Raw genomic sequence first — 26,261 nt, forward strand, 5'->3', positions numbered from 1 at the left:
TGCGTTCTAGAGCGGGCATAGCCGTGCAGACTCTTCGCATTACTTCAAGTAGCTATTCGTATGTTTGAGGCATTAGCCTCAGATACCCATGCGGATGCCTGCACCGTGTGCCAGCTGATCTGATGCTGAGCACGGCACGTATCTGATGTGCCAAACCGAAAGATTTTTCGAACTTTTCGAGGGGAAGGGACCTTCGTGGCAGAATCCACCGACCGCACTGCGGCTCCGGAAGAAACCAAATCACCATCATTGAGCAGCCTCAAACTTGCTCAGCTACAGTCTTTAGCATCCCAGCTTGGCATTACTGGCGCTCGCCGTATGCGTAAATCCGACCTGGTAGACGCTATTACTAACCATCAGCGCGGAGCTTCAGCAGAACGCGTAGAACAGCAGAATGCTCAAGAAGCTTCATCTTCTGATTCTGAAAATGCGCAGAGCGCTGAGAAGCCGAAGCGTAAACGTGCACCCCGCAAAAAAGCGGAGAGCCCTGAGCAGGTAGAGACCGCCTCAGAGCAGAACACTGACAGTGCTCAGACGGAAAACGCTTCGCAAACTGAAGAAGAGCCTAAGAAGGCTCCCGCGCGTCGTAATCGCCGTGCAACTTCAACCGGTGTTCAGAATACTGAGCAGAAAGCTGATGAAAACGAATCGGTAGATGCCTCCTCTGAGCAGGGCGAAGGTTCGGAAGACAACTCTGAACGCACTAACCGTCGTTCACGAACCCGCTCTGATCGTCGTCGTCGCAATTCTTCTTCTGAGAAGCAGAACGACGAAAACAACTCAGCAGATTCTTCAGCACAGTCTGAATCGACTCCTGTTGAGCAGAACAACCAGCAGCCGGGCTCCGAGAAGAACGATGAGTCCGATTCTGAGCGGTCAAACTCCCGCAAGCGCACTCGCACCAAGCGTAACGGTGAGAAAAACGATCGCGGCGACCGCAATGAACGCAACGATCGTTCTGAGCGCAATGAGCGAAACGATCGCTCCGATCGCAACAACCGTTCAAATGACCGCGAAAACTTTGGCAACGGTCCTGACGACGACAGCCGCAACAACCGCAAACGTAACCGCCGCGACCGCCAAAACGAGCGTCGTAACCGCAACCGCCGTAATACTAATGAGTACGATGAGCCTGAGGTCACCGAAGACGACGTCCTCGTACCTGTAGCCGGCATCCTCGATGTTCTGGATAACTATGCGTTCGTCCGTACGTCCGGTTACCTACCCGGTGCATCCGATGTGTACGTTTCCCTCAACCAGGTGAAGCGTTACGGTTTGCGCAAGGGCGACGCCGTAGTGGGCGCAATCCGCGCACCGCGTGAAAACGATAACAAGAACAACCAGCGCCAGAAATTCAATGCGCTAGTTCAGCTGACTTCTATCAATGGTCTTGAGCCTGAAGAGTCAAAGAACCGCCGTGATTTCTCCAAGCTGACTCCTCTGTATCCCCAGGAACGCTTGCGACTGGAAACCGAGCCGAAGAAGCTGGGCACCCGCGTGGTCGACCTCATCGCTCCCATCGGTAAGGGTCAGCGCGGTCTGATTGTCTCGCCTCCTAAAGCTGGTAAGACTTTGATGCTGCAGTCGATCGCAAATGCGATTACCACCAACAATCCTGAGGTTCACCTCATGATGGTTTTGGTCGACGAGCGTCCTGAAGAAGTGACCGATATGCAGCGTACCGTCAAGGGCGAAGTTATTGCTTCGACCTTCGATCGCCCTGCAGACGATCACACGACTGTTGCTGAACTTGCCATCGAGCGTGCTAAGCGCCTCGTAGAGCAGGGGTTGGACGTCGTCGTACTGTTGGATTCGATGACTCGTTTGGGCCGTGCCTACAACCTGAGTGCTCCTGCTTCAGGTCGTATCCTCTCCGGCGGTGTCGATTCTGCTGCGCTGTACCCACCGAAGAAATTCTTTGGTGCTGCCCGCAACATTGAGGAAGGTGGCTCGCTGACCATTCTGGCGACTGCTCTGGTAGAAACCGGATCCAAGATGGACGAGGTTATCTTCGAAGAATTCAAGGGAACCGGCAACATGGAGTTGCGTCTGTCCCGTCAGCTAGCGGACAAGCGTATTTTCCCCGCCGTTGATGTCAATTCATCCGGCACCCGCCGTGAAGAAAACCTGCTGTCCTCTGAGGAAATCAAGATTATGTGGCGTTTGCGCCGCGTACTTGCAGGGCTGGATCAGGAGCAGGCTTTGGGCGTTCTGACCTCCAAACTGCGTGAGACTCAGTCCAATGTAGAGTTCTTGCTGACCGTTCAGAAGTCCGGTTTGGGAACCTCCTCTAACGACTAACACTTAAAAAGTGCACTGTCTGCTCTATTTCGATGCCGGGCAGTGCACTTTCGCACCCGCGCGGTTCAGCCGCGTTTTTGATGTGATGACATTCGGGAACTAAATCCCGTTGATCTAAAAGAAGGCATATTTTGTACGAAATTCAGTCTTTGCTTGATGAGCATGCTGATTTGCAGAAACAGCTGGCTGACCCCGCTGTGCACGCAGACCAGGGTAAGGCTCGTAAACTAGGGCGTCGCTATTCGGAGCTGAACGGTATTGTTGAAGCCTACAAGCGCGTAGGTGCGCTCACCGATGACTTGGAAGCAGCTCGTGAGATGGCTTTAGAAGACCCCGAGTTTGCTGCAGAAGTTCCCGAGCTGGAAAAGCAGTTGACCGAGGCTAACGAGCGTTTACGTCACCTGCTTATTCCCCGCGATCCTGATGACGGTCGTAACGTCATTCTTGAGGTCAAGGGTGGTGAAGGCGGCGACGAAGCAAGCCTTTTCGCAGCTGATCTATTGCGTATGTATACTCGCTACGCAGAGTCTAAGGGCTGGAAGACAGAAATGATTTCTTCCAATATGACTGACGTGGGCGGCTATAAAGACGTTCAGGTTGCTATCAAGACCTCTTCTACCGATCCTGCAGATGGCGTGTGGGCGCATTTCAAGTATGAAGGTGGCGTTCACCGCGTACAGCGTGTGCCGGCTACAGAATCTCAAGGGCGTATCCACACTTCCGCCGCTGGTGTTTTGGTCTTTCCCGAGGTCGATGAGCCTGAGGAAATTGAGATTTCCCAGAATGACTTGAAGATTGACGTGTACCGCTCATCTGGTCCCGGTGGTCAGTCCGTGAATACCACTGACTCCGCTGTGCGTATTACTCACTTGCCGACCGGCATTGTGGTTGCTATGCAGAACGAAAAGTCTCAGATTCAGAACCGTGAAGCCGCTATGCGCGTGTTGCGGGCTCGTCTGTTGGCGTGGCAGCAGGAACAGATTGACGCGGAAAACGCTGAAAAGCGCCATTCTCAGGTGAAAACGATGGATCGCTCCGAGCGTATCCGTACTTATAACTTCCCGGAAAACCGAATTGCCGACCACCGTACCGGTTACAAGGCTTACAACCTGGATGCGGTTCTCAACGGTGACCTTGAGGCAGTTATCCAGTCTGCTATTGATGTGGATGAGAAACACCGTCTTGAGCAGCTGGGACAGGAAGAAAACTAAGTCTTGGCAGAATCATTTGAGCAGTTGCCCGGCGAAGAACTTAAAGAAGTTCTTCGCCGGGCTTCGGCGTATCTTGCAGAAGCCGGGGTAGAGAATCCTAGGGTCGACGCCGAGCTTTTGGCCGCATACTGCATGAGTAAGGCGAGCGGGGAAAGTATTTCACGGGGTCGGGTACAGAGTCTGGAGCTCATTGGAGCACCTGCACCCGAAGGGTTTACCGACCTTATTGCTGAGAGGGCTCAAAGAATTCCTCTTCAGCATTTGACCGGCGTCGCGTATTTCAGGCAACTAGAGCTGGCTGTGGGGCCGGGAGTTTTTATCCCTCGCCCTGAGACAGAAGAGCTAGTGAGCCGGGTTCTGGCAGAAGTGGATTCCCAGAAGACATCACCGCTGAAAATTGTAGATTTGTGTACCGGCTCGGGGGCGATCGCCGCCAGCATCGACGTCGAGCGCCCGGGGCATTCCGTTTTTGCGGTGGAACTGAGTGAGCTTGCGATAGCGTGGACCACCCGCAATATTGTGGGCACTGCGGTGAAGCTCATCCATGAAGATGCAACTCGTGCTCTAGCAGGACACGAATCCACCTTCGATATTGTTGCTTCGAACCCGCCCTACATTCCGAACGGTGCTGTTCCCCAAGATACCGAGGTACGCGAGCACGATCCACAGATGGCTCTGTACGGAGGTAGCGAAGATGGGCTCAAGATTCCTCGCGCTATTTGCCAGCGAGCAGCTGAGCTCCTCAAACCCGGAGGTTTTCTTATCATGGAGCATGCAGAGACCCAACGTGAAGACATGCGAACCATTTTGGCTGAGTCTGGGTTTGAAAGAATTGAATCTATCGATGATTTAACGGGCAGACCCCGCCATACCGCAGGGTATCTTGGTTAAGTCTTCCGACTCTTTTCGATATCACAGAACCACTTATCTATTGTGTCCGCTCTGAACGTGAGAGAATGACAGCGTGAAAGCAACCGTATATTCAACAGAAACTACCGAAGTTCGCAATGAAGCTATCGAGGCTGCTCGAGTAGCTTTGCGCGAGAATAAAGCCATTGTGCTACCCACTGATACCGTGTACGGTATCGCGGCTGATGCGTTCTCGCATGCCGGCGTCAGTACGCTACTGGCAGCGAAGGGGCGGTCACGCACTATGCCGCCTCCGGTTTTGATTTTTGATGAAGCTGTTCTGCCCGGTCTTGCCGATGAAGTTTCTGACGATGCCATTGCGCTTGCTCGTAAATTCTGGCCGGGTGCTTTGACTCTCATTCTTTATTCGCAGCCGTCTTTGAGCTGGGATTTGGGGGAGACCCAGGGAACAGTAGCGTTGCGTGTGCCTAACGATCCTTTGACAATCCAGCTTCTGAGGGAGATTGGGCCGTTAGCGGTTTCTTCTGCCAATAAGACCGGGCAACATGCTGCAACTACCGCTGAGGCAGCCTCTGAACAATTGGGCGAAGACGTCGAAGTTATTATTGATGGCGGACGCCGCCCCATTGGAGCCCATGAAGATGCCCTTCCTGCAGAAGCGCTTCCTTCCACTATCGTTGACTGCACTGCAGACCGACTCGTAGTGGTTCGTGAAGGTGCTATTAGCATGGAAGAGCTACGGCAGGTTGTGCCTTCTATCATTACTAAAGAAGAGCTAGAAGCCGAGAATCGACAGTCCACTGCTGAGCGCGCGGAAGAGCGCCGGGTAGCTAGTTCATTGGTTGAAGAAGCAGAGAGTCCTACAGCTTCTGCCCCAGTGGGATTGGGCGATGGGCCGCGTGCTTCTGCCCCTGCAGCCGGATCTTTCAATGCCCATCTTGTTGAAGGTGGGCAGGGTACTGCACGCGTAGATCAAATGCGCACCAAGGAAAGTATTCGCCAGGAAATCGCACGAAGGGAAGCAGCCGTTAAACCACTTTCTCAAAGTGATGCCCGCAAACTTCTCTTTGACGATGCTGATTCCCATAAATCTAACGAGTAGCCTAAGGCCTCACAAATATATCGGGTGCATCTGAACTGATGCACCCGATATATTGATGTTCTATTTGTCTTTTTTGAATTTTCGATCATATTTTTTGCCTAACCCTAAATGGGCTGATCGTAGGACTTCTTGTACACGGTGTTGGGGGAGCAGACCATTCTCTCGTGCCCAGGAATCGTCGACGTCCTGACCAAACCACATGACCTCTGCCCTGCGTACTGAGCCCTGCAATCTATCATTCAAAAGTCCGGATAGAGCATACCCGGCTTTCACTGCCACGGTGCAGAGTGGGGCAGGGATGTGGAGGGGGCGACGCCGTCCGGCGTCAACAATGACAGATTCACAGGTGGTTCCTTCCCACGGCTGAACCACAATCCTCGGCAACTCGCCGGAAAACTGGCCGAGCATCGAAACGAATTCTGCCAGAGCGTAGGAGGACGAAACAGGGGATTTATAACTGCCGGATCCGGCTACTGAAGCCAAAGGAGATGAAGAAAATTTAGCAAAAGATTCGGTGGTGCGCCGTCCTGCCCCTTGCACGCTGGTTGCACGAACGATGCACGTCTCTAACGCGTGGTGAGCCGAAACTGAAGCGGGAGAAAACGAGGGGGCAGCGGGGAACGAGGAATTGGCAGAGCCTGGAGCTACGCCGGCGGCGGCTTTTTCTTCTACGTAATCTGCGATGCGTAAGAGAACATCTTCACCCAGTGCCTTGGAATAAGAATATGCAGAAAATGGCTCGGTGCGTGGAGAATCATCGAGAACGGGGCGGGGCCCCTGAACAGCGGCAGAGGAAAGATGAATGAGTCTTTTCACTCCGGTACGCTGAGCAGCAATAGCAATGACGGCGGGAAGCAATGCGTTTGCACCCAGCAAGGGAGCTATGTCCTGCTGGTTCGGAGCTGCCAAGCCGGAAGCATTTATGACTACTTCGGCACCTGCAAAAGAATCCGCAAGAGAATCGATAATGCCTTCGAGCTTGCGAGCATCGCGAATAATTTGATTTGCATCACGTTGGCTGGTTGCCAGGCGTGGGGCCTCGATGGGATCTGCTTCGATACCATCAATTTTAAGACGGGTCAGAATCGAAGACCCAACAAATCCGCTTGCACCGATTACTTTCCATGCAGATACCGACATATCGATCCTTTCAAAGGGAAGAAGAGTTTATATAAACTTTCATGACTAACTTTCGCACATATCTGCAGAGAATTTGTACTAAACACAGCAGACTTTTAGCGAGTGAACAGGCAATCAGAGTGAACACAGAGCACCGATTCAGTAAACTAAATGAGTTGAACTATCGTAAGTTCTTTGAACTCAAATATTTTTTCTGATGTATGTGCTGCGATAGTTTGAGTTTCTCCCGCATCTGCCCCGGATGCAGGCTACCGAAAGGAATCGGTCTCCTCGTTATGACTTCACCTAAGATACAGAGCGAAATGGCTCATGAAGCGAGCCCTCGGGTTGTTGCGGTAGTGGTGACGTATAACCGGCAGGAATTGTTACCGGTGACCTTGAAAGGTATTGCATCTGGAGATCAACTACCTGCCGCAGTAGTAATTATCAATAATGCTTCAACCGACGGTACCGCAGAATATCTAGAGAACTTGGAATATTCGTTACCTGTCGACATCGTCAATCTTTCCAAAAATCTTGGGGGAGCTGGCGGGTTCACGGTTGGTATTGATCGTGCTCTGGTGCGGCATCAAGCTGATTTGGTCTGGGTCATGGACGACGACACAGAACCCACCGAGAGTACTCTGAGTGAAGCTGTCAAAGCCTGGTCTAACTACCGAGGGGCACATGGGGAGCATCCTGCATTTGTAGCATCAAAGGTGGAGTGGACAGATGGCCGTGATCATCCGATGAATACGATGCGTACTAAATTCGGTGCTTCAGCTGCTGAATTTTCCCGGGCAAGAGTCGTGGGCGCACGCCCAATTCGATCGGCGTCTTTCGTGTCAGTAATGATGGATGCGGCAGTCATGCGCCGCGAAGGCTTACCTATCGCAGATTTCTTCATTTGGAATGATGACTTCGAATATACGACACGGTTAGCGCATGGCAGAGATGCTATCGCGACTTCTCAATCTGTGGTTATCCACCACACCAAGAGCGCGGGCAATACTGATTTCAATCCGGGACCGCGATTCTATAATGACGTACGCAATAAGTTGTGGCTTTTTTGTCGACGACGTACCCTCACTCCGCTGGAAAAATTTCTGTATGGGGGTTCTACCCTTCGTCTGTGGATTACTACGGTGTTGCGTACCGATGATAAGAAGACCTATCTGACTTACCTTGCTCGGGGTATCAAAGATGCGCTGGTTCCTTTCCGGTCTAACGATGAAGTGTTGCAGGGGATCTATGAATTGGAGTTTCCACGCTTCGCTCAGCAATGGAGGGAACAAAACATCCAGCAAGAGGAAAATCCTCCGTTTTCCGTGCTAATGAGCACTTATGCCCAGGATAATCCCCTGTATTTGGACCAAGCGATTGCCTCAAATCTTCGAGATCAGACAGTGCGGCCACATCAGTTTGTTGTGGTGGCCGATGGTCCGTTAACTCCTGAGCTTAACGCCATTCTTGAAAAATGGGAATCTCTTGCTGTCTCGGAGAAACTCACAGATTTCACTATCGTCCGCCAACCTGAAAACAGTGGTTTAGCCTCAGCGCTCAATCTTGGACTGCAGGCTTGTAAGTTTGAACTTGTGGCTCGAGCAGATTCCGACGATATATCCCTCCCCGAGCGTTTTGAGGAACAGCTTGAGGCGATGACAGGAACCAACCTTGCCGTCCTGGGAAGTGCTCTGTACGAAGTAGATGCCTCAGGACAAAAAGAGCTGGCTGTGCGGAAAGCAACCTGTACGTCTTTGGAAATAGCCCGTGTGCTTCCTCAACGAAATCCAATCTTTCATCCGACTGTGATGTTCAGGAAGTCAGCAGTGCTATCGGTAGGTAGTTATGAAGAAGTACCTGGTGCAGAAGATTACTGGCTATGGGCAAGGCTCAACCAAGCAGGGTATGGTTTGAAGAACCTACCCCAACCATTGGTGAAGTACCGCACTGAAGTGGGTGCATATACAAAGCGCGGGGGAGTGCAGGCACTCAAACAGGATATTCAGGTGCAAAAACGGCTCTATCGTGGGCATGTTGTTTCCGCACCGCGCGTCGCACAAAATCTCTTGGTACGTTCGGCATATCGGTTTATCCCACTGAGCTTGAGGCAGAAATTGTTCCGTCGATTCTTCACCGAATCCTCAGCGGCTTCCACCCCTGAGCAACCTCAAAGTAAGGAGAAATAGTCTATGGCTTCTCCTACGACTCAATCTATTCCAGTCGTCGAACAGCCTAATACGGATCGTAAACCCTGGTGGCGGTTTGTGCAGATGTTCTTGGACGCACTAGCTTGGCTGATTGCTCTACCCATCGGTTTCTTTTTGCGCTATGGCGATGCTGATCTCATCAATCCCTCTGGGCTGGTGATTGTAGCTGCTCTGGCCGTACTTATTCAGCTGGGTTTGGGTTATGCGCTGGGGCTCTATCGCAACCGTTTCTCCTACGGTAGTTTTTCGGAGGCAATGCTGCTCTACCCAGTAGTGGTAGTGGACATAATCGTCATTCAGATTGTGCTTCTGCTTTTTGCCTGGCATATTGATGTACCTCGGTCAGTGGTCATTATTGCTTTCCCTTTTGCCATCATGGCGATGATGATTATGCGTTATGCCAAGCGCATTGTTGAAGACATTATGAATCGTCCAGATTCGGAAAAAAGTGAACCGGTTATCGTCTATGGCGGCGGCTTTGTAGGGCGGTCGTTGGTCGCTTCTCTCATGTCGGATCCTGAAAGCCAGTACATGCCGGTTGGAATTGTGGACGACGATCCTGCGCTGCGTAACGCTCGTATTCATTCGGTGAATGTTATTGGACGGGGAACCGATCTTCCCACGTTAGTCAAACGCTATGGCGTCAGCAAAGTTTTCTATGCGATGAGTGACCCCCACGAAAAATCTTTTGAGCGTCTTGCTTTGAAGATGCGGGAACTCGACGTGCAGGTACACAAAATCACCGGCATGATATCTGAACTCACTGCAGGATCTGACGGTGAGCCTGAAGATGCAAACCGCATGATTATTGAAGGAGTCCGCGGCAAGATTGATTACGACATCAATGACGAGGATATTAGCTCCTACATCACGGGGAAAAGGGTGCTTGTCACAGGAGCCGGTGGCTCAATTGGATCAGAATTGTGCCGGCAAATTATCAAGTACAACCCCGAAGAACTGATGTTGCTCGATCATGATGAAACTTTGCTGATGGAAAGCAAATATTCTTTGCTGGGTAGTACTGCCCTGGATGATAATTGCATCATTTTGGCAGACATTCGTGATGCAGAGGCTATCGACGCGGTATTTGAAGAGCGGAGACCTCACGTAGTTTTCCACGCCGCAGCACTTAAACATGTATCTGCACTTGAGGCTTACCCCAAGGAAGCCTGGAAAACTAATACTCTGGGTACGAAAAATGTGCTTGAAGCTGCAGCTTCAGTTGAAGTTGAAGTATTTGTTAATGTTTCAACCGATAAAGCCGCCGATCCTACGACAGCTCTAGGACAGTCAAAGCGCACTGCAGAAAAGCTCACCAGCTGGTTCGGGCAACAGACCGGACGACGGTATGTGTCGGTTCGCTTCGGCAATGTGTTTGGGTCGCGAGGTTCAGTCAAGCCCATCTTTACTCAGCAGATTAAAGACGGCGGACCCATTACTGTGACCCACCGAGATGCGACTCGCTTCTTTATGCTTATCCCCGATGCTTGCATGCTCGTCATGCTCGCAGGATCCATTGGGAATTCTGGGGATGTTATGGTGCTCGATATGGGCAAGCCCGTACGCATCTACGACGTGGCGGAGAACCTTCGCCGTCTTTACGAGCGGTACGACGTCGATATTGAAATTACTCAGATGCGCCCGGGTGAAAAGCTTGAAGAAGTTCTCTTTGGCAAAGACGAAAAGATGGAACAGAGCGAGAAAAATCCTTATATTTCTCACGCGCAAACGCCGCCACTTTCGCCGGAAGAACTGGATTATTCTACGTGGCACACTAACTATCTAGCATCGCGCGGTTATCAGCGAGATGAGCATCGGGGGCAACAATAATGCCGGGATTATCCATACAAGCACCCGTGATGGTGGTTCCTGCCCTGGTCGCTCTAGTGTTGGGCCTGTTGTTACCGTTTTTTGTTAAACCTCTCTTGCACCGCTGGAATCTAGTGGACATTCCAACTGCGCGTTCTTCTCACGTCGAACCGGTTTTCCGAGGCATGGGTCTGGCAACTGCCGTAGCCGCTATGGCGGGTTTCGTAGTAGCACTTGTTTCCGGGCTCATTCCCAGCGATCGATCCGTAGCATTAGCCGTTTTATTCGGCATGGTGACATCGGGTTTCCTAGGTTGGATGGAGGATTTTCGCGGGGTTTCCATTCGCGTACGCTTCCTGGTGCAATTGCTCATTGGGCTCGTAGTCAGTGTTGCTATCACTTTTGCCCTCCATACCTCCATTTGGTGGATACCTCTGGGGGTTTTTGCGGTCGCCGCGTATATCAACGTGGTGAACTTTATGGACGGGGTTAACGGAATCTCTGGTCTACATGGATTGGTTGTTGGCGGATTTTATTCCTACTCAGGCTGGATTAGCGGATTGCCCTGGCTCGTTGCTGCGGGAGCCGCTGTAGCTTTCGCATATGTGGCTTTTCTGCCTTGGAATATTCGAACCGGGAAAAATGTCTTTTTGGGGGACGCCGGTAGTTACTTCCTGGGAGGTGCTATTGCCTCCATGGCAGTGGGTGCTTTCCTCTCTGGGGTCTATGTTGAATATATTCTTTCGCCGGTCATGATTTATTTGGCAGATACTGGGTTCACACTTTTGCGCAGAATGGCACGGGGGGAGCAGTGGTATAAACCGCATCGCACCCACGTCTACCAGCGGCTGACCGACGTCGGTCTAAGCCATGTGGGGTCTTCTGTGGTGGTCGCGTGCTTCACTGTTCTGATTTCTCTCATTGCTGTCGTGGCACTGCCTTATGAAACCCAGGACGCTCTCGGAGCAGGGCTCCTGGTCCTAGCTTTGGTTGCTCTCTATCTGAGCCTTCCTGCTCTTATTCGACGCTTTTCGAAGAAAAATTCATGAGCGCACATAGCACACCAACTCAGTGGAAAAATATTCTCCGATTTGTCACAAAACTATGTATTCCGCTAGTTCTGGCAGGTACTATGGTTGGTGCAATCATCGATGGCTGGGCAGGTATGCTAGGTCTGCTATCGGGGTTCGCACTAGTCTATCTTTGGTTCGCCATCGATATCCTGGTAGCTCAGCGTGCTGAAAAGAAAGCACTTTCTGAAGTTGCTAGAGCACTGATGGCTACCTACATCATCAAAGTTCTTATTGGTTTTGGTCTGTTGCTTCTGGTTCCTCTTCCGCGGTTAATCCTGAACGGATGGTTTTTGACAGGGGCGATTCTTACGGTTCTTCTCTGGCTTGGGGGGAGCATGCGGACCATCATGAAAATGAGAATTTTGTACTTCGATGCTCATGACTAAATACAAATTTCAGGGGATTCAGTGAACCAAAGCCAAAAGAAATGGTGGGACGGCGACAAAGAGCTCCGTAGTGCCGGTGAACTGGTTTCTGGTGGAGGAATTTCTGGCGCTTTCATGACCTTACTCTATGTCGTAATCGGCATAGCGTTCTGGAGTTTGGTAGGCTATGGGCTGGACCTTCTTTTGGGCACGCGATGGATAGTTTGGCTTGGAGCGTTGATAGGAGCCGCAGGCGGTTTCTACCTGGTTTACTACCACATGCAACATCGCAAAACTTCTTAAATTTTTCATCGAATCACACACAACTTAACTTGATGAAGACAGCTGCAAACAGCGGTTGGCACACAAAGCAAGAAAGGACTTGCCTTGATTGAAAACGGGCTCGTAACAGCCGCCGGATATGTTCCTCCATCGGTGGAGGAAATGCATCTTCCGGATCTTTTCACCGTCGGTTCATTCGGCTTTGGCAAGCAGATGCTTCTTGTTCTGCTGTCCGTCGTTATCGTTGCGGGTTATTTCCTCTGGGCAGGTCGCAAGCGTGCGATGGTTCCCGGTAAGAATCAGTTTGTTGCCGAAATGGGTTACGGCTTTGTCCGTAACTCCTTAGGTAAAGAACTTATTGGGGCTCACCACTTCAAGCCATTCGTTCCTTTGCTTTTCACCGCTTTCTTCTTCATTCTGGTGAACAATCTTTACGGTTCAATTCCCTTCTTCCAGCTTCCCACTCTTAGCCACGCTGGTTCTGCCTATGTTCTCGCAGCTGTTGGTTACTTTGTATGGGTCGGGGTAGGCATTAAGCGAAAGGGATTGGGTGGCTTCTTCCGCGATCTCACCATGCCTCCTGGCGTCCCTCCCGTTCTATACATCATTTTGATTCCCATCGAGTTCCTTTCGAACCTCATCATCCGCCCCGTTACTCACGCTCTGCGTTTGTTCGCAACCATGTTCGGTGGTCACCTTGCGATGATGGTGGCAGCATCTCTCACCCAGTTCCTCATCATTGAGGTAGGGGGTATCGCTGCGGTTGGTTCGGTAGCTTCGATTGCTCTGGGTATCTTCCTCTACTTCCTCGAATTCCTCATCCAGTGCATCCAGGCATACATCTTTGCGTTGCTACTGGCTGTGTACATCCAGGGATCGGTCTCCGAAGGCCACTAAAAGTTTTCTCGAGTGAATCCACACTCGATGAATTAAAACGACCCGCACCCGCGGGTAGTAATTGCATAAATCAAAACTCTGCTCATTACACACATCCTATTTTGTGAGCACTGTTGAAAGGAAACAACATGGAACTTACCGGCTCCTTGAACGCAATTGGTTACGGCCTCGCTTCTATTGGTGGCGGTATCGGCGTGGGTCTGATCTTCGCTGCATACATGACTTCTGTTGCTCGCCAGCCTGAATCCCAGCGCACCCTGCAGCCTATGCTGTTCATGGGCTTCGCAGTGGTTGAAGCTTTGGCAATTCTTGGTCTGGTTCTGGCCTTCATCGTCTAATCGACGAGAGTCCTAACTGACCAATCTATAGAACAGGAATTTTCCCTATGTCATATTTGATGGCTGCCGAGGGTGCAACAAACCCTCTTATCCCAAATGTTTGGGAAATGGTCATTACGCTCATTGGGTTCCTGATCCTCTTCTTCATCGTTGCCAAATACGTTTTCCCGATGTTCGAAAAGATCTATCAGGATCGTAAGGAAGCGATTGAGGGCGGTCTTGCAAAGGCTGAAAAAGCTCAGGCTGAAGCCGCAGCAGCACGCGAAGAGTACAACCAGCAGCTCGAAAGCGCTCGTCTGGAAGCTCAGAAAATTCGTGAAGAAGCACGCGCCGAAGGTGATGCAATTATTGCTGAATCCAAGGAACGCGCCGCTGTTGAAGCGCAGCGCATTACCGAAAATGCACACAAATCAATCGAGGCAGAACGCGCAGCAGCTACCGTTTCACTCCGTTCGGAAGTTGGAACTTTGGCAACTGCACTGGCTGGAAAGATTGTGGGCGAATCCCTTAATGATGATGAGCGATCGGCTCGTGTGGTAGATCGTTTTCTTGCTGACCTAGAAACCGAAAAGCAGAATGCAGGTGCTACTCGGTAATGGCAGGAGTATCTACTGAATCATTGAAGAAAGTTGAACAGGTACTAGCCGCCAATATTGGTGCAAACCCTGATCATCTCGCTCAAGAACTATTTGCTGTAGTCGATGTTCTGGATGAAAACGGTGGTTTGCGCCGTGGACTAACAGACCCTTCCCGTTCGGCAGACAGTCGCGCAAGCATTTGCTCCACCATTTTCGGTGGCAAGATTTCAGAATCGGCAATCAAGGTAGTACAGGCAGCAGCTTCGGCACGCTGGTCTAACGAACGCGATCTTGCAGATTCTCTTGAACAAGCAGCAGTTGAAGCTTCAGCTTATTCAGCAGAAGCGAACAACGGCGTTCAGGGTCTTGAAAACGTTATCAACGAATTGTTGACCTTTATCAATTCTGTGGACGATTTAGCAGAAGCGCAGACCGCACTGACTGAAGAACGTGCATCTAACGACGCTAAACAGAAGCTGGCTTTGGTCCTGGGCGGTAACCCCCAATCTGCTGAGGGTAAGTTGCTCATTGAACGCGTCGCAAAGGCGCCTCGCGGGGCAACACCTGCGCGATTGGCCGAGAAGTTTGTCGATATTATCGTCAAACAACAGAACCGTTCCATTGCACGTGTTTCAACAGCACGACCCTTGTCAGAAGCCCAGATCGAGAAACTTCGTTCTGGTCTTTCCAACGCTTATGGCAAAGAACTGAAGCTAGATATTTCTGTTGACCCATCGCTTATTGGTGGGCTGCGAGTGCAGGTAGGAGACGACATGATGGACGGCACCGTTCAGACTCGACTTTCCGATCTCAATCGAGCACTCACCCAGCGATAGTCAACACACTGATTTAGCAGATACACGTGTACGGCCCCGTTCCCGTACACAGCAAATTGTGGACGGGAACGTAACTGTATAAAGCAAGTTTTCGATTTTCACCTCTCGAAGCAGAGTTGGAAATCATGTATAAGGAGAGCAGGGACACAGATGGCCGATTTGACCATCAATGCCGATGAAGTCCGTAATGCGCTAAATGAATTCGCGGCGTCTTACGAACCCGGCAATGTAGAACGAGTAGAGGTGGGTCGCGTATCGTCAGCATCTGACGGTATTGCCCGCGTCGAGGGTCTTCCTTCTGCAATGGCTAACGAGTTGCTCCGTTTTGAAGACGGCACTCTTGGTCTTGCACTAAACCTCGACACCCGCGAAATTGGTGTTATCGTCTTGGGCGACTTCACCGGTATTGAAGAAGGCCAGGAAGTCCACCGCACTGGTGAAGTGCTTTCTGTACCCGTTGGTGAAGGCTACCTCGGTCGCGTCGTTGATCCACTGGGTCAGCCTATCGACGACCTAGGCGAAATCCAGAGCGAAAGCCGCCGTGCGTTGGAGCTTCAGGCACCGGGCGTTACCATGCGTAAGTCCGTACACGAGCCCCTTCAGACCGGTATGAAGGCAATTGACGCGATGATCCCGATTGGTCGTGGTCAGCGTCAGCTCATTATTGGTGACCGCCAGACCGGTAAGACCGCTATTGCAGTGGACACTATCATCAACCAGAAGGCTAACTGGGCAACTGGTGATCCATCCAAGCAGGTTCGTTGCATCTACGTTGCTGTGGGACAGAAGGCTTCCACTATCGCAGCTGTTCGCCAGACTCTTGAAACTCACGGCGCACTTGAATACACCACCATCGTTGCAGCTCCTGCATCAGATGCAGCTGGCTTCAAGTACCTTGCTCCCTACACCGGTTCTGCCATTGGTCAGCACTGGATGTACGGCGGCAAACACGTCCTGATTATCTTTGATGATCTGTCCAAGCAAGCTGAAGCTTACCGCTCCGTTTCACTTCTTCTTCGCCGACCTCCAGGACGCGAAGCATACCCCGGCGACGTCTTCTACCTACACTCTCGTTTGCTCGAGCGTTGTGCAAAGCTCTCTGATGAGCTGGGCGCAGGATCGATGACCGGCTTCCCGATTATTGAAACCAAGGCTAACGACGTTTCCGCCTTTATTCCGACCAACGTTATTTCCATTACCGACGGTCAGATCTTCCTCCAGTCCGATTTGTTCAACGCCAACCAGCGTCCCGCTGTTGACGTAGGTATCTCGGTTTCCCGCGTCGGTGGCGCTGCACAGACGAAGGCAATGAAGAAAGTTTCAGGTACCCTGAAGCTTGATTTGGCTCAGTATCGTGCGATGGAAGCATTCGCAATGTTCGCTTCTGACTTGGACGACGCTTCCAAGCAGCAGCTTACCCGCGGTGCTCGCCTCACCGAACTTCTGCGCCAGCCCCAATACTCTCCTTACTCCGTTGAGGATCAGGTGGCTTCCATCTGGGCAGGTACTAACGGCTACCTGGATGACATCGAGGTTTCAGATGTTCTTCGCTTCGAGAAGGAATACATCAACTACCTCCGTCGTCACGGCAACGCGTTGAAGAACATTGCTGAAACCGGAAAGCTCGAAGACGACACCGTCGCCGAGCTGAAGGCAAGCGTTGAAGCTGTCAAGCGTGATTTCCGTTCACAGGGCTCAAGCCACCTTGTAGAAGCTGGCCATGAAGAGCACAAGCCTGTTTCTGACTCGGAAGTCTCTCAGGAAACCATCGGTTAGCGATTACTCCGCAGTAGCGTTGTCTTCTCCAGTGAAGGAGAAGACAACGCCCACTGAGGAAGAAAGGAAGCTCTATGGGAGCCCAGATTAGGGTTTACCGCCAAAAGATTGCTTCGACGTCGTCCATGAAGAAAATCTTCAAGGCGATGGAGATGATCGCGACCTCTCGTATTAACAAGGCACGTCAGAGCGCGGATGCGGCTAGCCCCTATGCTGCTGCTTTGACTAAGGCTGTTACTGCTATTGCTGCCCAGGGTTCTATCAAGCACCCCTTGATTAGCGATAAAAATGCTCAGCACCGCCGCTCTGCAGTTCTGGTCTTGACCAGCGATCGCGGTCTCGCAGGCTCTTACTCTTCTTCAGTCCTGAAAAAGACTGAAGGCCTGATTGAGAAGCTTCGTAGCGAAGGGCGCGAAGTTCAGCTGTTCCTCGTAGGACGTAAAGCGAAGTCTTACTTCGAATTCCGTGAGCGCGACTATGAACGTTCGTGGGAAGGAAATACCGATAGCCCCAACGTAGAGATGGCTGTTGAAATGCGTGAAGCTCTGCTTGACGCTTTCGCTCGCCCTTACGAAGAGGGCGGTGTGGATGATCTTCACATTGTCTACACAGAGTTCATCTCGATGGTGACTCAGGAAACGAAGATTCTGCGTATGTTGCCTTTGGCAGTTGCAGATACCAAGCGTATCGGTGACGAAATTGTACCCGGCGAAGAGATTGAGGATGCTCTGGTAGATCAGAACGCAGCTTTCAACTTTGAACCGAGCCCGCAGGAAGTTCTTGATGAGCTGTTGCCCCGTTACATTGCCTCACGACTTTACGCTTGCTTGCTCGAAGCAGCAGCAAGTGAGCTGGCATCTCGCCAGCGCGCTATGAAGTCTGCCGGCGATAACGCAGACGAACTGGTGAAGAAATACACCCGACTCATGAACAACGCTCGTCAGGCAGAAATCACCAACGAGATTTCCGAGATCGTGGGCGGCGCAGACGCCCTCGCCGCCTCCTAATATCGAAGATACTTATTCAACTTTCTCTATACAGGTAAGTGAGAACAATGACCTCCACTCTGAATGAATCGGCAACCACGCCGACTCAGGGCGCTACTGGCCGCATCGCGCGCGTCATCGGCCCTGTGGTCGACGTTGAGTTCCCTGCCGGTCAGGTACCGGACATTTACAACGCTCTTACCGCTGAAATTACTATCGGCGGCGTAACCCAGAGCATCACCTTTGAAACTGCACAGCACCTCGGCGACTCACTCGTGCGCGCAATCTCTCTCAAGGCTACCGACGGACTTGTCCGCGGTCAGTCTGTTCAGGACACCGGCGCTCCGATTTCTGTTCCCGTGGGCGACGGCGTCAAGGGTCACATCTTCAACGTTTTGGGCGATGCTCTTGACGTAGATAACTCAGAAATTCATGCCGACGAGCGCTGGGGAATTCACCGTAAGGCTCCCAGCTTTGCACAGCTCGAAGGCTCCACCGAAATGCTGGAAACTGGCATCAAGTCAATCGACCTTCTGACCCCCTACATCAAGGGCGGTAAAATTGGTCTGTTCGGTGGCGCTGGCGTGGGCAAGACCGTTCTGATTCAGGAAATGATTACCCGTGTTGCTCGTAACTTCGGTGGTACCTCGGTATTCGCTGGTGTTGGTGAGCGTACCCGTGAAGGTAACGACCTCTGGGTTGAAATGGAAGAAGCAGGTGTTCTCAAAGACACCGCACTCGTTTTCGGTCAGATGGATGAGCCCCCAGGAACTCGTCTGCGCGTAGCTTTGACCGGTCTGACCATGGCGGAATACTTCCGCGATGTAAAGAACCAGGACGTTTTGTTGTTCATTGACAACATCTTCCGCTTCACTCAGGCTGGTTCAGAAGTTTCTACCCTTCTCGGTCGTATGCCTTCAGCTGTGGGTTACCAGCCCAACTTGGCTGATGAAATGGGCCTTTTGCAGGAGCGCATTACTTCAACCCGTGGTCACTCCATTACCTCTATGCAGGCAATTTACGTTCCAGCGGATGACTATACCGACCCCGCTCCGGCAACTACCTTCGCTCACCTCGATGCAACCACCGAGTTGAACCGTGCGATTGCAGCTCGTGGTCTGTACCCCGCAATCGATCCGCTGACTTCCACTTCACGTATTTTGGATCCTCAGTACATCGGTCAGGAACACTACGACACCGCAATCCAGGTGAAGGCAATTCTTCAGGAAAACAAGGAACTCCAGGACATCATCGCGATCCTTGGTGTGGACGAACTTTCCGAAGAACAGAAGGTCGTTGTTTCTCGTGCACGTCGCATCGAGCAGTTCCTCTCCCAGAACACCTACACTGCTAAGCAGTTCACCGGTGTTGAGGGTTCAACTGTTCCCATTAAGGACACCATTGAATCATTCCAGATGATTTGCCGCGGCGATGTAGACCACATTCCCGAGCAGGCGTTCTACAACATTGGTGGCATGGACGACGTCATGCGTCAGTACGAAGAACTCAAGGCACAGACTGGAGCCAAGTAATCATGGCACTCAACGTCGAAGTAGTCTCTCGTGAGAAAAAAGTGTGGACGGGAGAAGCGAAGTACGTTCGTGCTCGTACTCTTGACGGTGATATCGGAATTATGTCCGGGCATATTCCGACCATGGCTTTGCTTGCTGAAGACGGCGAACTCATCATTGAACCGGTTTCCGGTGAAAAGATTGTGACTCGTCTTCATGAAGGCTTCTTGACCGTGTCTAACAACAAGGTCATTATCGCTGCAAAGCACGCTAATATCTAGCGCGAGTCCACCAGCAAAAGAACCCCTCCTAACAGGAGGGGTTCTTTTTTATGTGGTGTCTATGGATGAAGATTACATATGCGCATCAACGACGATGGCGGAAGTTTTAGAAGAGCCTAGAATCGACGTCGTCGACTCCGCGCATGGCATCGTAATCTAAGCTGACGCACCGGATACCACGGTCTTCTGCGAGTACCCGTGCCTGAGGCTTGATTTTCTGAGCGGCGAAAATACCTTTGACGGGGGAGAGCAGGGGATCTCGATTGAGCAATTCAAGATAGCGGGTCAACTGCTCGACACCGTCGATGTCGCCCACGCGCTTGAGTTCCACAGCTATAGCTGCACCCTGAGAATCCCGCGCGAGAATATCGACTGGCCCAATAGCAGTTGGATATTCGCGGCGCACGAGCCGGTATCCACTACCTAAGACTTCGATTTGTTCAGCGAGTAGGCGTTGCAAATCGGCTTCAACACCGTCCTTGATTAAACCGGGATCAACACCTAAATCATGAGAGAGCTCTCCCACCACGCCGTAGACGCGAATCAGCAGATAATCATCGGATTTAGCCGCCTGAACGCGCCAGAGCTCCTGGATATCAGGGTCATCTTCCAATTCAAAAGTAGTAGATCTCGCTAATTCTTCTCGGTCAGCAACGTGCATAGTTGCAGGAGGACTCATCCAGTTCAACGGTTTATAAGAGCCACCGTCTGAGTGAATCAGAACGGAACCATCATTTTTTACCATGAGCAAGCGGGTAGCTCGGGGGAGGTGGGCTTTGAGCCGACCTACATAATCTACGGAACATTCAGCTATTACAAGACGCACTCCATAACTCTAACAGCTCAGCAGAGTTGGAAGCAGCCCGAATGAAGCTCATCAACTATGCCACAATATGTACTATGCCTAAACGTTCAGGATCCCGCGGTCGTTCTTCAAATTCTGGTCAGAAGCCCTCTAAATGGCAGAAAGCCATGCCGCAGGGCAGAGATATTTCTAGAATTCTGGACCCCGCACCCTATGTAGAACACAGTTTCGATGGCGACTGGTTTATTCAGTTTATGCCGGCGGTCAACGCGCTCAAAACCTATATCTGCCCTGAGTGCGGGCGGAAGATACCTCCACGTACCGCGCACCTCGTCATTTGGCGCGAAGACCACATGTTTGGCAAAGATCGAGCTATTGAGGAGCGGCGTCACTGGCATAGCAAATGCTGGCAGACACGCAGCAAATGGTAGGTGCCTGCGCTGGGTTCTAATGTTCGTCCTGCCGGGGTACAAGAACTTCTTTAACCAAGATGAGCAAAGAAGCAGCCACAGGGATAGCGATGAGCGCACCAAGCACACCCCACAGTGCGCCCCCGGCAGCAACTGCGATGATGGCAATACCACCGGGTACAGCCACCGCCTTTGACATAATGCGGGGCGAGATGAAGTAAGCCTCCACCTGAAGATAAATAAAGTAAGGAATCGCAAAAGCAAGCGCAGTTTGCCAGCTATCCAACAGACATACCAGCGAGACCAGTACCCCAGCGGAGACGCCACCGATGAGCGGAATGAAAGCCAGTATGACCACAAAGAGCGTGAGAAGCTGGGGGAACGGTGCGCCGATGATGAGCATAACGATAAAGGCGAACGTACCGTTGAGCAGCGCGACAATAGCCTGACCAGCCACGTAATGTCCGACAGCGCCGGTAATACTTTCTGTCAAGGCGCTGACACGGGTGCGTCGTGAAGCGGGGGTGAGCCGCACGAACCATGCTTTCATCAGGGGCAAAGAGGAGAGGAAGTAGAGCGAAAGAATCAGCACGATAATGGTGCCGGTGATGATGTTCGCAAGCATTGAGCCTGCGTCGACGAGATTATTCAGAAAACTGCCTACCGCATTTGAATCGGCAGTAAACTCTCCGGTTGCCTGCGTCACTGCCTCATCGACTATGTGGCGTACCCCCCACTGGCGATCAATCGAAGAGAAAAAATCTGAATTCAGAAATTGATCGAACTCATGGGGAAAGTCGCTAATAAACTGCACAGTTTGGTTGGCGATTTTAGGAACAACCCAAGAAACTAAGCCCACGACGGCCAGGGCAAATATCGAAACGACGAGAGCAACACCGGCAATGCGAGGTAAGCCCATTTTTTCCAGACGTCGCACCGCCGGATCAAGACCCAGAGCAATGAAAAGTGCGCCAACAATCCACCCGGAGAGAGCCCCCACATTGGTCAGAATATACCAACCCAGCAGAGCAAGACCCACACCGACCGTCAGCATGAAACCTGCAAGAACCGGGTTGCTGAGAGAATAATGTTGAACCGGCTGAGCAGAGAGGCGAGCTTCGTGCTCGGCAGAGTTGCCAGAGAAAGCAAAGTCAGATTCTGCACGTACCGAAGAGTTGGTCGGTGGATCAAACCGCGGCCTAGGCTGGGCACCGGGAATCTGCGGTAGCTTTTGATATTTCTTACGCTGCGCTGCCGCAAGGTGTCTCAGATGGCTCATAAAATTTGAAGCATCAGTTTTTAGCTGGGGCATGGGGCTCATCTCATCGAAAAATATTAGTCTGACATCTACTGTAGCTTTTGAGATTCAGCCCATCGCAAGAATTGATTCTTTTAGCCCATAAAAGAGGGCGGATTTGGCAGGATAACTGAAGAAAGTTCATTCTAAGAGCTCAGATAAGATAGATGAGTTCGTGAGAACTATAAGGAGAATATGATGTCTGAATCACCGCACGAAGCTAACCAAAATATTGACCTCCCCGCCTCTGTACGAAACGCCCCGGATCTCTCAGAATTTTCAACCGCACCAGCAGCTGAAGAAACATCTCAATCTGCAGGCGATGAACCTACCTGGCGATTTGAAGTTGAATCCGGTGAGGATTTTCAAAAATTTGTCCAGCTATCATCGCAGGGCGCAGTAGTCTTCGCGATGTATGCCGAGCATTCTCCGGCGTCGTTAGAGACCGTAGAAAACATGGAAAAGTTGGTGAACTCGGCGCAGGGCAATTTGTTGCTTGCAACCGTTGATATCACCAAGCAACCGGAAATCGGTCAAGCATTTCAGATTCAGGGCGTGCCCGCTGCTGTCGCTGTCATTGCCGGGCAGCCTGCCCCGATGTTTAACTCGCAAGTCACCCTAGAACAACTCACCGACGTCCTGCAACAGCTTTTGCAGATTGCCGCACAACAACAGCTTCCCGGCGGATTTGAACCCAACGTTTCCCAAGAGCAAGAAAAACCGCTTCCTCCCTTGCACCAAGAAGCAGCAGAGGCGATTGACCGGGGAGATTTTTCTGCGGCTGAAACCGCCTACCAAAAAGCTCTCAACGAAAATCCCGGCGATACGGATGCAAAGATTGGGCTAGCACAGGTGGGGTTGCTGTCACGTGTTGCCCACCTTAACCTTCAGGAGGAACGCGAGCGCGCCGCTGAAAACCCCCAGGATGTTCAAGCATCCCTCAACGTTGCTGACCTTGATGTAGCGGGTGGGCATATGGAGGACGCCTTTAGCCGATTGATTACTTTGTTCAAGGCAGTGGACGCCGAACAGAAGAACGTGGTGCGCGAACGTCTGTTAGAACTGTTTGAAGTAGTGGGCTCTCATGATCCTCGCGTGACTAAGGCGCGCGCCGATTTGATGATGGCTCTGTTCTAAGAAGTACTCCTAGGGGAGGATGCAGTATTCTGCTCAAACTTATACGGTAGAAATATGAGTGAGAACACGCATCTTCCCCGACCATCCATCAGCATGGATGATTCCACTGAACAATCTCTATCCACACCAGTTTCAACCGCTGAGGCGGTGGCTGCTGAAGTTCCTGCAGAAGCCTTACACCGACCCGCACTTGAAATTCAGAATCTTGTGAAGGCTTTCAAAGACAAGATAGCCGTAGACGGTATTAACCTCACTATTCCGAGGGGTTCTTTCTTTGGTCTGGTAGGGCGCAATGGTGCCGGTAAGACGACGTCGTTGTCGATGGCTACTGGCATGCTTCGCCCTACCGCAGGGACGGTGCTCATCGATGGCATCAATGTGTGGGAGAACCCTCAGAGCGCTAAGAGCAAAATTGGTGTATTACCTGATGGCGTATTTCTTTTTGACAAGCTCACGGGGGAGCAGCTGATTACCTATGCTGGGTTGTTGCACGGACTGGATCGGGCGACTGTAGCTCAGCGCACCGCCGATTTGCTAGCTGCTCTTGATTTGACGGAGGCTGCAGGACGGCGCGTCAGCGACTATTCGGCGGGTATGACGAAAAAGGTGGCTTTGGCTGCCGCTATGATTCATGCCCCATCCTTGTTGGTTCTCGATGAACCGTTCGAGGCGGTGGATCCGGTCTCTGCCTCGAATATTCAGGATATTCTCAGAGCCTACGTACAGGGTGGAGGCACCGTCATATTGTCCTCCCACGTCATGGATCTGGTGCAAAGACTCTGCGACCATGTGGCAATTATGAGTGATGGTCGCATTTTGGCTGCTGGGACAACCGACGAAGTACGCGGTGACTCATCTTTGGAAGACCGGTTCGTCGAACTCGTAGGTGGTCGAAAGATTTCGGAGGGGATTTCATGGTTAAAGTCCTCTTAAATCTGAAATGGCGGTATTTTCTCGCTTCCTTTAAAGGGAATGCCTGGGTGATTGTCGGGACTATTTTCGGTTCTTTGTATCTGCTGGGTGCTCTCGTGGGATGGGGAGTTTTTACCGCGACGCAAGGGGCACACGAAGGTAATGACCCGCAAACAGCTATGTTGCTCGTGGGAGCAGGAGTTCTGCTGGCACTGCTATGGTGGATTCTTCCGATTTTTGCTTCGGGTACCGATGCCACCTTAGATCCCGACCATCTTGCGCCATATCCGCTGAAAACTAAAGATATTCAGCTGGGGCAGTTGCTGGGCGGCTTGATTGGTCTACCCGGTCTTGCGACGGTGCTTTTTAGTGCTGTGACTGCTCTCTTACTCTGGCGGCACCCGGTGTCGCTGGTTGTCTACGTGCTGATGATTCCTCTCGGACTGGCGCTTGTCCTGACTATTTCGCGTATTATTAGCCTTCTCGCCATAGAAATCAGCTCCATTCCAGGGGTAAAACAAGGGCTGATTATCGTAGGGTTCCTACTGATGATGGGCGCTGGTCCCCTGGTCGCTGGGTTAGCTCTGGGGCTAGGCGAAGCCTGGGATGCGCTCCCTTCAGCTATGAAAGTGCTGTCCTGGACCCCACTGGGCGCGCCTTTTGCCGTAGCTAGCGCGGTCTATATGGGGCACTGGGGTAAAGCCCTGCTTTTCCTGGTTCTGAGCCTGATATACCTTGCTCTGTCCTGGGTTATCTGGGCGAAACTTCTTAACCGTGCGATGAGCCGCATCGGCGAAATCGGTGGAACCACGGCATCGAAACAAGTTGAGGCCGGAAACACCGGCATCTTCAAACATTTCCCTGCCAGCCCCCGAGGAGCTCTTGCCGCTCGAACCGTGCATATGTTGGTAAAGGATCCGCGCTGTAACCTCAATATCATTATGATTCCAGCGTTCTATGTACTTTTTACTCTCTTTGGACGAGTCTCCATAGGAGAGGAATCAACGGGCAATCCAGTCTTACTCGCGATGGCGGCGGTATTTGTCCCTGCCCTGGCAGGTTACGTGTATTCCTACCTCATTTCTTACGAGAACTCGGCATTTTCCATGAACGTGCTAGCTCCTGTAAGCGGTAAGGACGATCGTTGGGGCAGAGCATGGGGCTTGCTGGTGCTGATGGGGCCGTTAATTATTTTCGGTTCCCTTTTTCTGAGTTGGCGGTTTGATAATTTTGCCTCACTTCCGGCGATTATGGGGTTGGGCGTAGGGCAACTCTTATGCGGTGTCGGGCTGTCTGCCTTTGTCGATATGCTCATCTCAGTTCCCGTACCTCCACCTGGAGGAAGTCCTTTCAAGACCCCCAAACAATCGGATGGCTTTTCTAAAGGTCTGATTCGAGGGTTGATCATGCTGGTGCTCATGGCATTTGCAATTCCCGGCGGAATCCTCTGGATTGTTTATTCTTCAACCTCCAGCCCGTTGTGGATGTGGTTGAGCGGTGCGGTTTCTCTGCTGATTGGCGCCATCGTTTTCTTTATCGGTCTAACCGTGGGAGCTGCACGGTATGACGCTCACTCCGCCGAGACCCTCCAACGCGTGAGCCAATTTCGCTAAGTGAACGTTGTGCCGCGCAGATATTGACCGGCAAGATACAATAGCACCAACACAAACTGAAACCCGTGCGGAAAGAGTTTGCACGGATGACCAGGAGGTCAGCACATGTCATCCATTCCCGGAGTTGAAGATCCGTTCGCTCACGAAACTCAAGGGGGCACCACCCTCCTTGAACGTGAGGAAACTCAGAACGTAGAACCTGGCGACCACGAACGGTTTAGCCACTACGTTCGTAAAGAAAAAATCATGGAATCCGCGCTGACAGGAAACCCAGTGCGTGCGCTCTGCGGCAAAGTATGGACACCCGGCCGCGATCCCGAGAAGTTCCCCGTGTGCCCGCAGTGCAAGGAAGTTTACGACGGGCTCCGCCCGGGCAAAGACAACGAGGACGATCAATAAACCCTCAGCAGAAACCACCCGAGAATGATGTTATTAATCTTTCATTCTTGGGTGGTTTTTCGTGTATTTGCGCCAGTCGACCGTAACGCCTGTGATATTTCCGGCCTCTGAGCAAAGGAGAAAGTATTAGAATCATCTCTGGT

At 51.7% G+C, this 26,261-nt stretch carries 25 protein-coding genes; 22 read left to right on the plus strand and 3 right to left on the minus strand.

All coding sequences use genetic code 11. The features are described from left to right. Positions 1-195 precede the first annotated feature (195 nt). The 4 genes from rho to ACFR81_RS07545 all read left to right on the plus strand — a co-directional run bounded on the left by rho (position 196) and on the right by ACFR81_RS07545 (position 5,484). Positions 196-2,301 (plus strand): transcription termination factor Rho, encoded by a 2,106-nt coding sequence (rho, locus tag ACFR81_RS07530; protein ID WP_343875328.1) that lies wholly within the window; start codon positions 196-198, stop codon positions 2,299-2,301. A 131-nt stretch (positions 2,302-2,432) separates the two neighbouring features. Then, positions 2,433-3,512, plus strand: coding sequence for a peptide chain release factor 1 (prfA, locus tag ACFR81_RS07535; RefSeq protein WP_377148698.1), 1,080 nt, complete (start codon positions 2,433-2,435; stop codon positions 3,510-3,512). A 3-nt stretch (positions 3,513-3,515) separates the two neighbouring features. Further along, positions 3,516-4,403 (plus strand): peptide chain release factor N(5)-glutamine methyltransferase, encoded by an 888-nt coding sequence (gene prmC, locus ACFR81_RS07540; RefSeq protein WP_068170370.1) that lies wholly within the window; start codon positions 3,516-3,518, stop codon positions 4,401-4,403. Between the two features lie 73 nt (positions 4,404-4,476). Further along, positions 4,477-5,484 (plus strand): L-threonylcarbamoyladenylate synthase, encoded by a 1,008-nt coding sequence (locus tag ACFR81_RS07545; protein ID WP_068170369.1) that lies wholly within the window; start codon positions 4,477-4,479, stop codon positions 5,482-5,484. A 60-nt stretch (positions 5,485-5,544) separates the two neighbouring features. Here the strand turns inward: ACFR81_RS07545 and ACFR81_RS07550 are convergent, their stop codons facing one another. Next, a complete protein-coding gene (locus ACFR81_RS07550) occupies positions 5,545-6,624 on the minus strand; it encodes an NAD-dependent epimerase/dehydratase family protein (protein WP_068170367.1) in 1,080 nt (359 codons plus the stop codon). A gap of 275 nt (positions 6,625-6,899) precedes the next feature. Between ACFR81_RS07550 and ACFR81_RS07555 the strand changes: the two genes are divergently transcribed. The 13 genes from ACFR81_RS07555 (at position 6,900) to ACFR81_RS07615 (ending at position 19,545) form a co-directional block, all read left to right on the plus strand. Then, positions 6,900-8,792, plus strand: a complete 1,893-nt coding sequence (locus ACFR81_RS07555) for a glycosyltransferase family 2 protein (RefSeq protein ID WP_343875322.1) — start codon at positions 6,900-6,902, stop codon at positions 8,790-8,792. A gap of 3 nt (positions 8,793-8,795) precedes the next feature. Next, the gene (locus ACFR81_RS07560; RefSeq protein WP_068170365.1) at positions 8,796-10,643 is read left to right on the plus strand and encodes a nucleoside-diphosphate sugar epimerase/dehydratase; all 1,848 of its coding nucleotides are present in this window, start codon (positions 8,796-8,798) and stop codon (positions 10,641-10,643) included. Further along, on the plus strand, positions 10,643-11,671 hold the full coding sequence (locus tag ACFR81_RS07565) for an MraY family glycosyltransferase (protein ID WP_318275000.1): 1,029 nt from the start codon (positions 10,643-10,645) through the stop codon (positions 11,669-11,671). Before ACFR81_RS07560 ends, ACFR81_RS07565 begins: the two co-directional genes overlap by 1 nt. Then, on the plus strand, positions 11,668-12,081 hold the full coding sequence (locus ACFR81_RS07570; protein WP_343875263.1) for a hypothetical protein: 414 nt from the start codon (positions 11,668-11,670) through the stop codon (positions 12,079-12,081). Before ACFR81_RS07565 ends, ACFR81_RS07570 begins: the two co-directional genes overlap by 4 nt. A 21-nt stretch (positions 12,082-12,102) precedes the next feature. After that, positions 12,103-12,363: a LysE family translocator gene (locus tag ACFR81_RS07575; RefSeq protein WP_343875261.1), complete on the plus strand. Its 261-nt coding sequence runs from the start codon at positions 12,103-12,105 to the stop codon at positions 12,361-12,363. Between the two features lie 84 nt (positions 12,364-12,447). Next, positions 12,448-13,239, plus strand: a complete 792-nt coding sequence (atpB, locus tag ACFR81_RS07580; protein ID WP_068170356.1) for a F0F1 ATP synthase subunit A — start codon at positions 12,448-12,450, stop codon at positions 13,237-13,239. 128 nt (positions 13,240-13,367) lie between these two features. Then, positions 13,368-13,577 carry an ATP synthase F0 subunit C gene (gene atpE, locus ACFR81_RS07585; protein ID WP_186303135.1) on the plus strand — a complete coding sequence of 70 codons (210 nt, stop codon included), beginning with the start codon at positions 13,368-13,370 and terminating at the stop codon, positions 13,575-13,577. Between the two features lie 47 nt (positions 13,578-13,624). Next, positions 13,625-14,173 (plus strand): F0F1 ATP synthase subunit B, encoded by a 549-nt coding sequence (locus ACFR81_RS07590; RefSeq protein ID WP_343875256.1) that lies wholly within the window; start codon positions 13,625-13,627, stop codon positions 14,171-14,173. Then, positions 14,173-14,991 (plus strand): F0F1 ATP synthase subunit delta, encoded by an 819-nt coding sequence (locus ACFR81_RS07595; RefSeq protein WP_343875253.1) that lies wholly within the window; start codon positions 14,173-14,175, stop codon positions 14,989-14,991. The genes ACFR81_RS07590 and ACFR81_RS07595 overlap by 1 nt, the downstream gene beginning before the upstream one ends. A gap of 150 nt (positions 14,992-15,141) precedes the next feature. Continuing rightward, positions 15,142-16,767 carry a F0F1 ATP synthase subunit alpha gene (gene atpA, locus ACFR81_RS07600; RefSeq protein ID WP_145173303.1) on the plus strand — a complete coding sequence of 542 codons (1,626 nt, stop codon included), beginning with the start codon at positions 15,142-15,144 and terminating at the stop codon, positions 16,765-16,767. A gap of 74 nt (positions 16,768-16,841) precedes the next feature. Next, entirely contained in the window at positions 16,842-17,774 is a 933-nt protein-coding gene (locus tag ACFR81_RS07605) for a F0F1 ATP synthase subunit gamma (protein WP_068170347.1), read from the plus strand. A gap of 47 nt (positions 17,775-17,821) precedes the next feature. Beyond that, a complete protein-coding gene (atpD, locus tag ACFR81_RS07610; RefSeq protein WP_343875249.1) occupies positions 17,822-19,285 on the plus strand; it encodes a F0F1 ATP synthase subunit beta in 1,464 nt (487 codons plus the stop codon). Between the two features lie 2 nt (positions 19,286-19,287). Then, on the plus strand, positions 19,288-19,545 hold the full coding sequence (locus ACFR81_RS07615) for a F0F1 ATP synthase subunit epsilon (RefSeq protein WP_343875247.1): 258 nt from the start codon (positions 19,288-19,290) through the stop codon (positions 19,543-19,545). Between the two features lie 106 nt (positions 19,546-19,651). On the opposite strand, the gene nucS is transcribed toward ACFR81_RS07615, so the two are convergent. Next, positions 19,652-20,371, minus strand: coding sequence for an endonuclease NucS (gene nucS / locus ACFR81_RS07620; protein WP_151144475.1), 720 nt, complete (start codon positions 20,369-20,371; stop codon positions 19,652-19,654). A 74-nt stretch (positions 20,372-20,445) separates the two neighbouring features. Here nucS and ACFR81_RS07625 point away from each other — a divergent pair, with 74 nt between their 5' ends. Next, positions 20,446-20,781 (plus strand): ATP/GTP-binding protein, encoded by a 336-nt coding sequence (locus ACFR81_RS07625; protein ID WP_068170339.1) that lies wholly within the window; start codon positions 20,446-20,448, stop codon positions 20,779-20,781. Positions 20,782-20,797: 16 nt separating this feature from the next. On the opposite strand, the gene ACFR81_RS07630 is transcribed toward ACFR81_RS07625, so the two are convergent. Continuing rightward, positions 20,798-22,072 (minus strand): AI-2E family transporter, encoded by a 1,275-nt coding sequence (locus ACFR81_RS07630; RefSeq protein ID WP_238398051.1) that lies wholly within the window; start codon positions 22,070-22,072, stop codon positions 20,798-20,800. Positions 22,073-22,255: 183 nt separating this feature from the next. Between ACFR81_RS07630 and ACFR81_RS07635 the strand changes: the two genes are divergently transcribed. The 4 genes from ACFR81_RS07635 (at position 22,256) to ACFR81_RS07650 (ending at position 26,118) form a co-directional block, all read left to right on the plus strand. After that, positions 22,256-23,194 (plus strand): tetratricopeptide repeat protein, encoded by a 939-nt coding sequence (locus ACFR81_RS07635; protein ID WP_343875239.1) that lies wholly within the window; start codon positions 22,256-22,258, stop codon positions 23,192-23,194. A gap of 93 nt (positions 23,195-23,287) precedes the next feature. Beyond that, positions 23,288-24,127: an ABC transporter ATP-binding protein gene (locus ACFR81_RS07640; protein ID WP_343875553.1), complete on the plus strand. Its 840-nt coding sequence runs from the start codon at positions 23,288-23,290 to the stop codon at positions 24,125-24,127. A gap of 47 nt (positions 24,128-24,174) precedes the next feature. After that, positions 24,175-25,719, plus strand: a complete 1,545-nt coding sequence (locus tag ACFR81_RS07645) for a hypothetical protein (RefSeq protein ID WP_343875236.1) — start codon at positions 24,175-24,177, stop codon at positions 25,717-25,719. A gap of 105 nt (positions 25,720-25,824) precedes the next feature. Beyond that, a complete protein-coding gene (locus ACFR81_RS07650) occupies positions 25,825-26,118 on the plus strand; it encodes a DUF3039 domain-containing protein (RefSeq protein ID WP_343875233.1) in 294 nt (97 codons plus the stop codon). Positions 26,119-26,261: the final 143 nt, after the last annotated feature.

It is taken from the genome of Rothia amarae (genome assembly GCF_042677725.1).
Lineage (GTDB): Bacteria > Actinomycetota > Actinomycetes > Actinomycetales > Micrococcaceae > Rothia > Rothia amarae.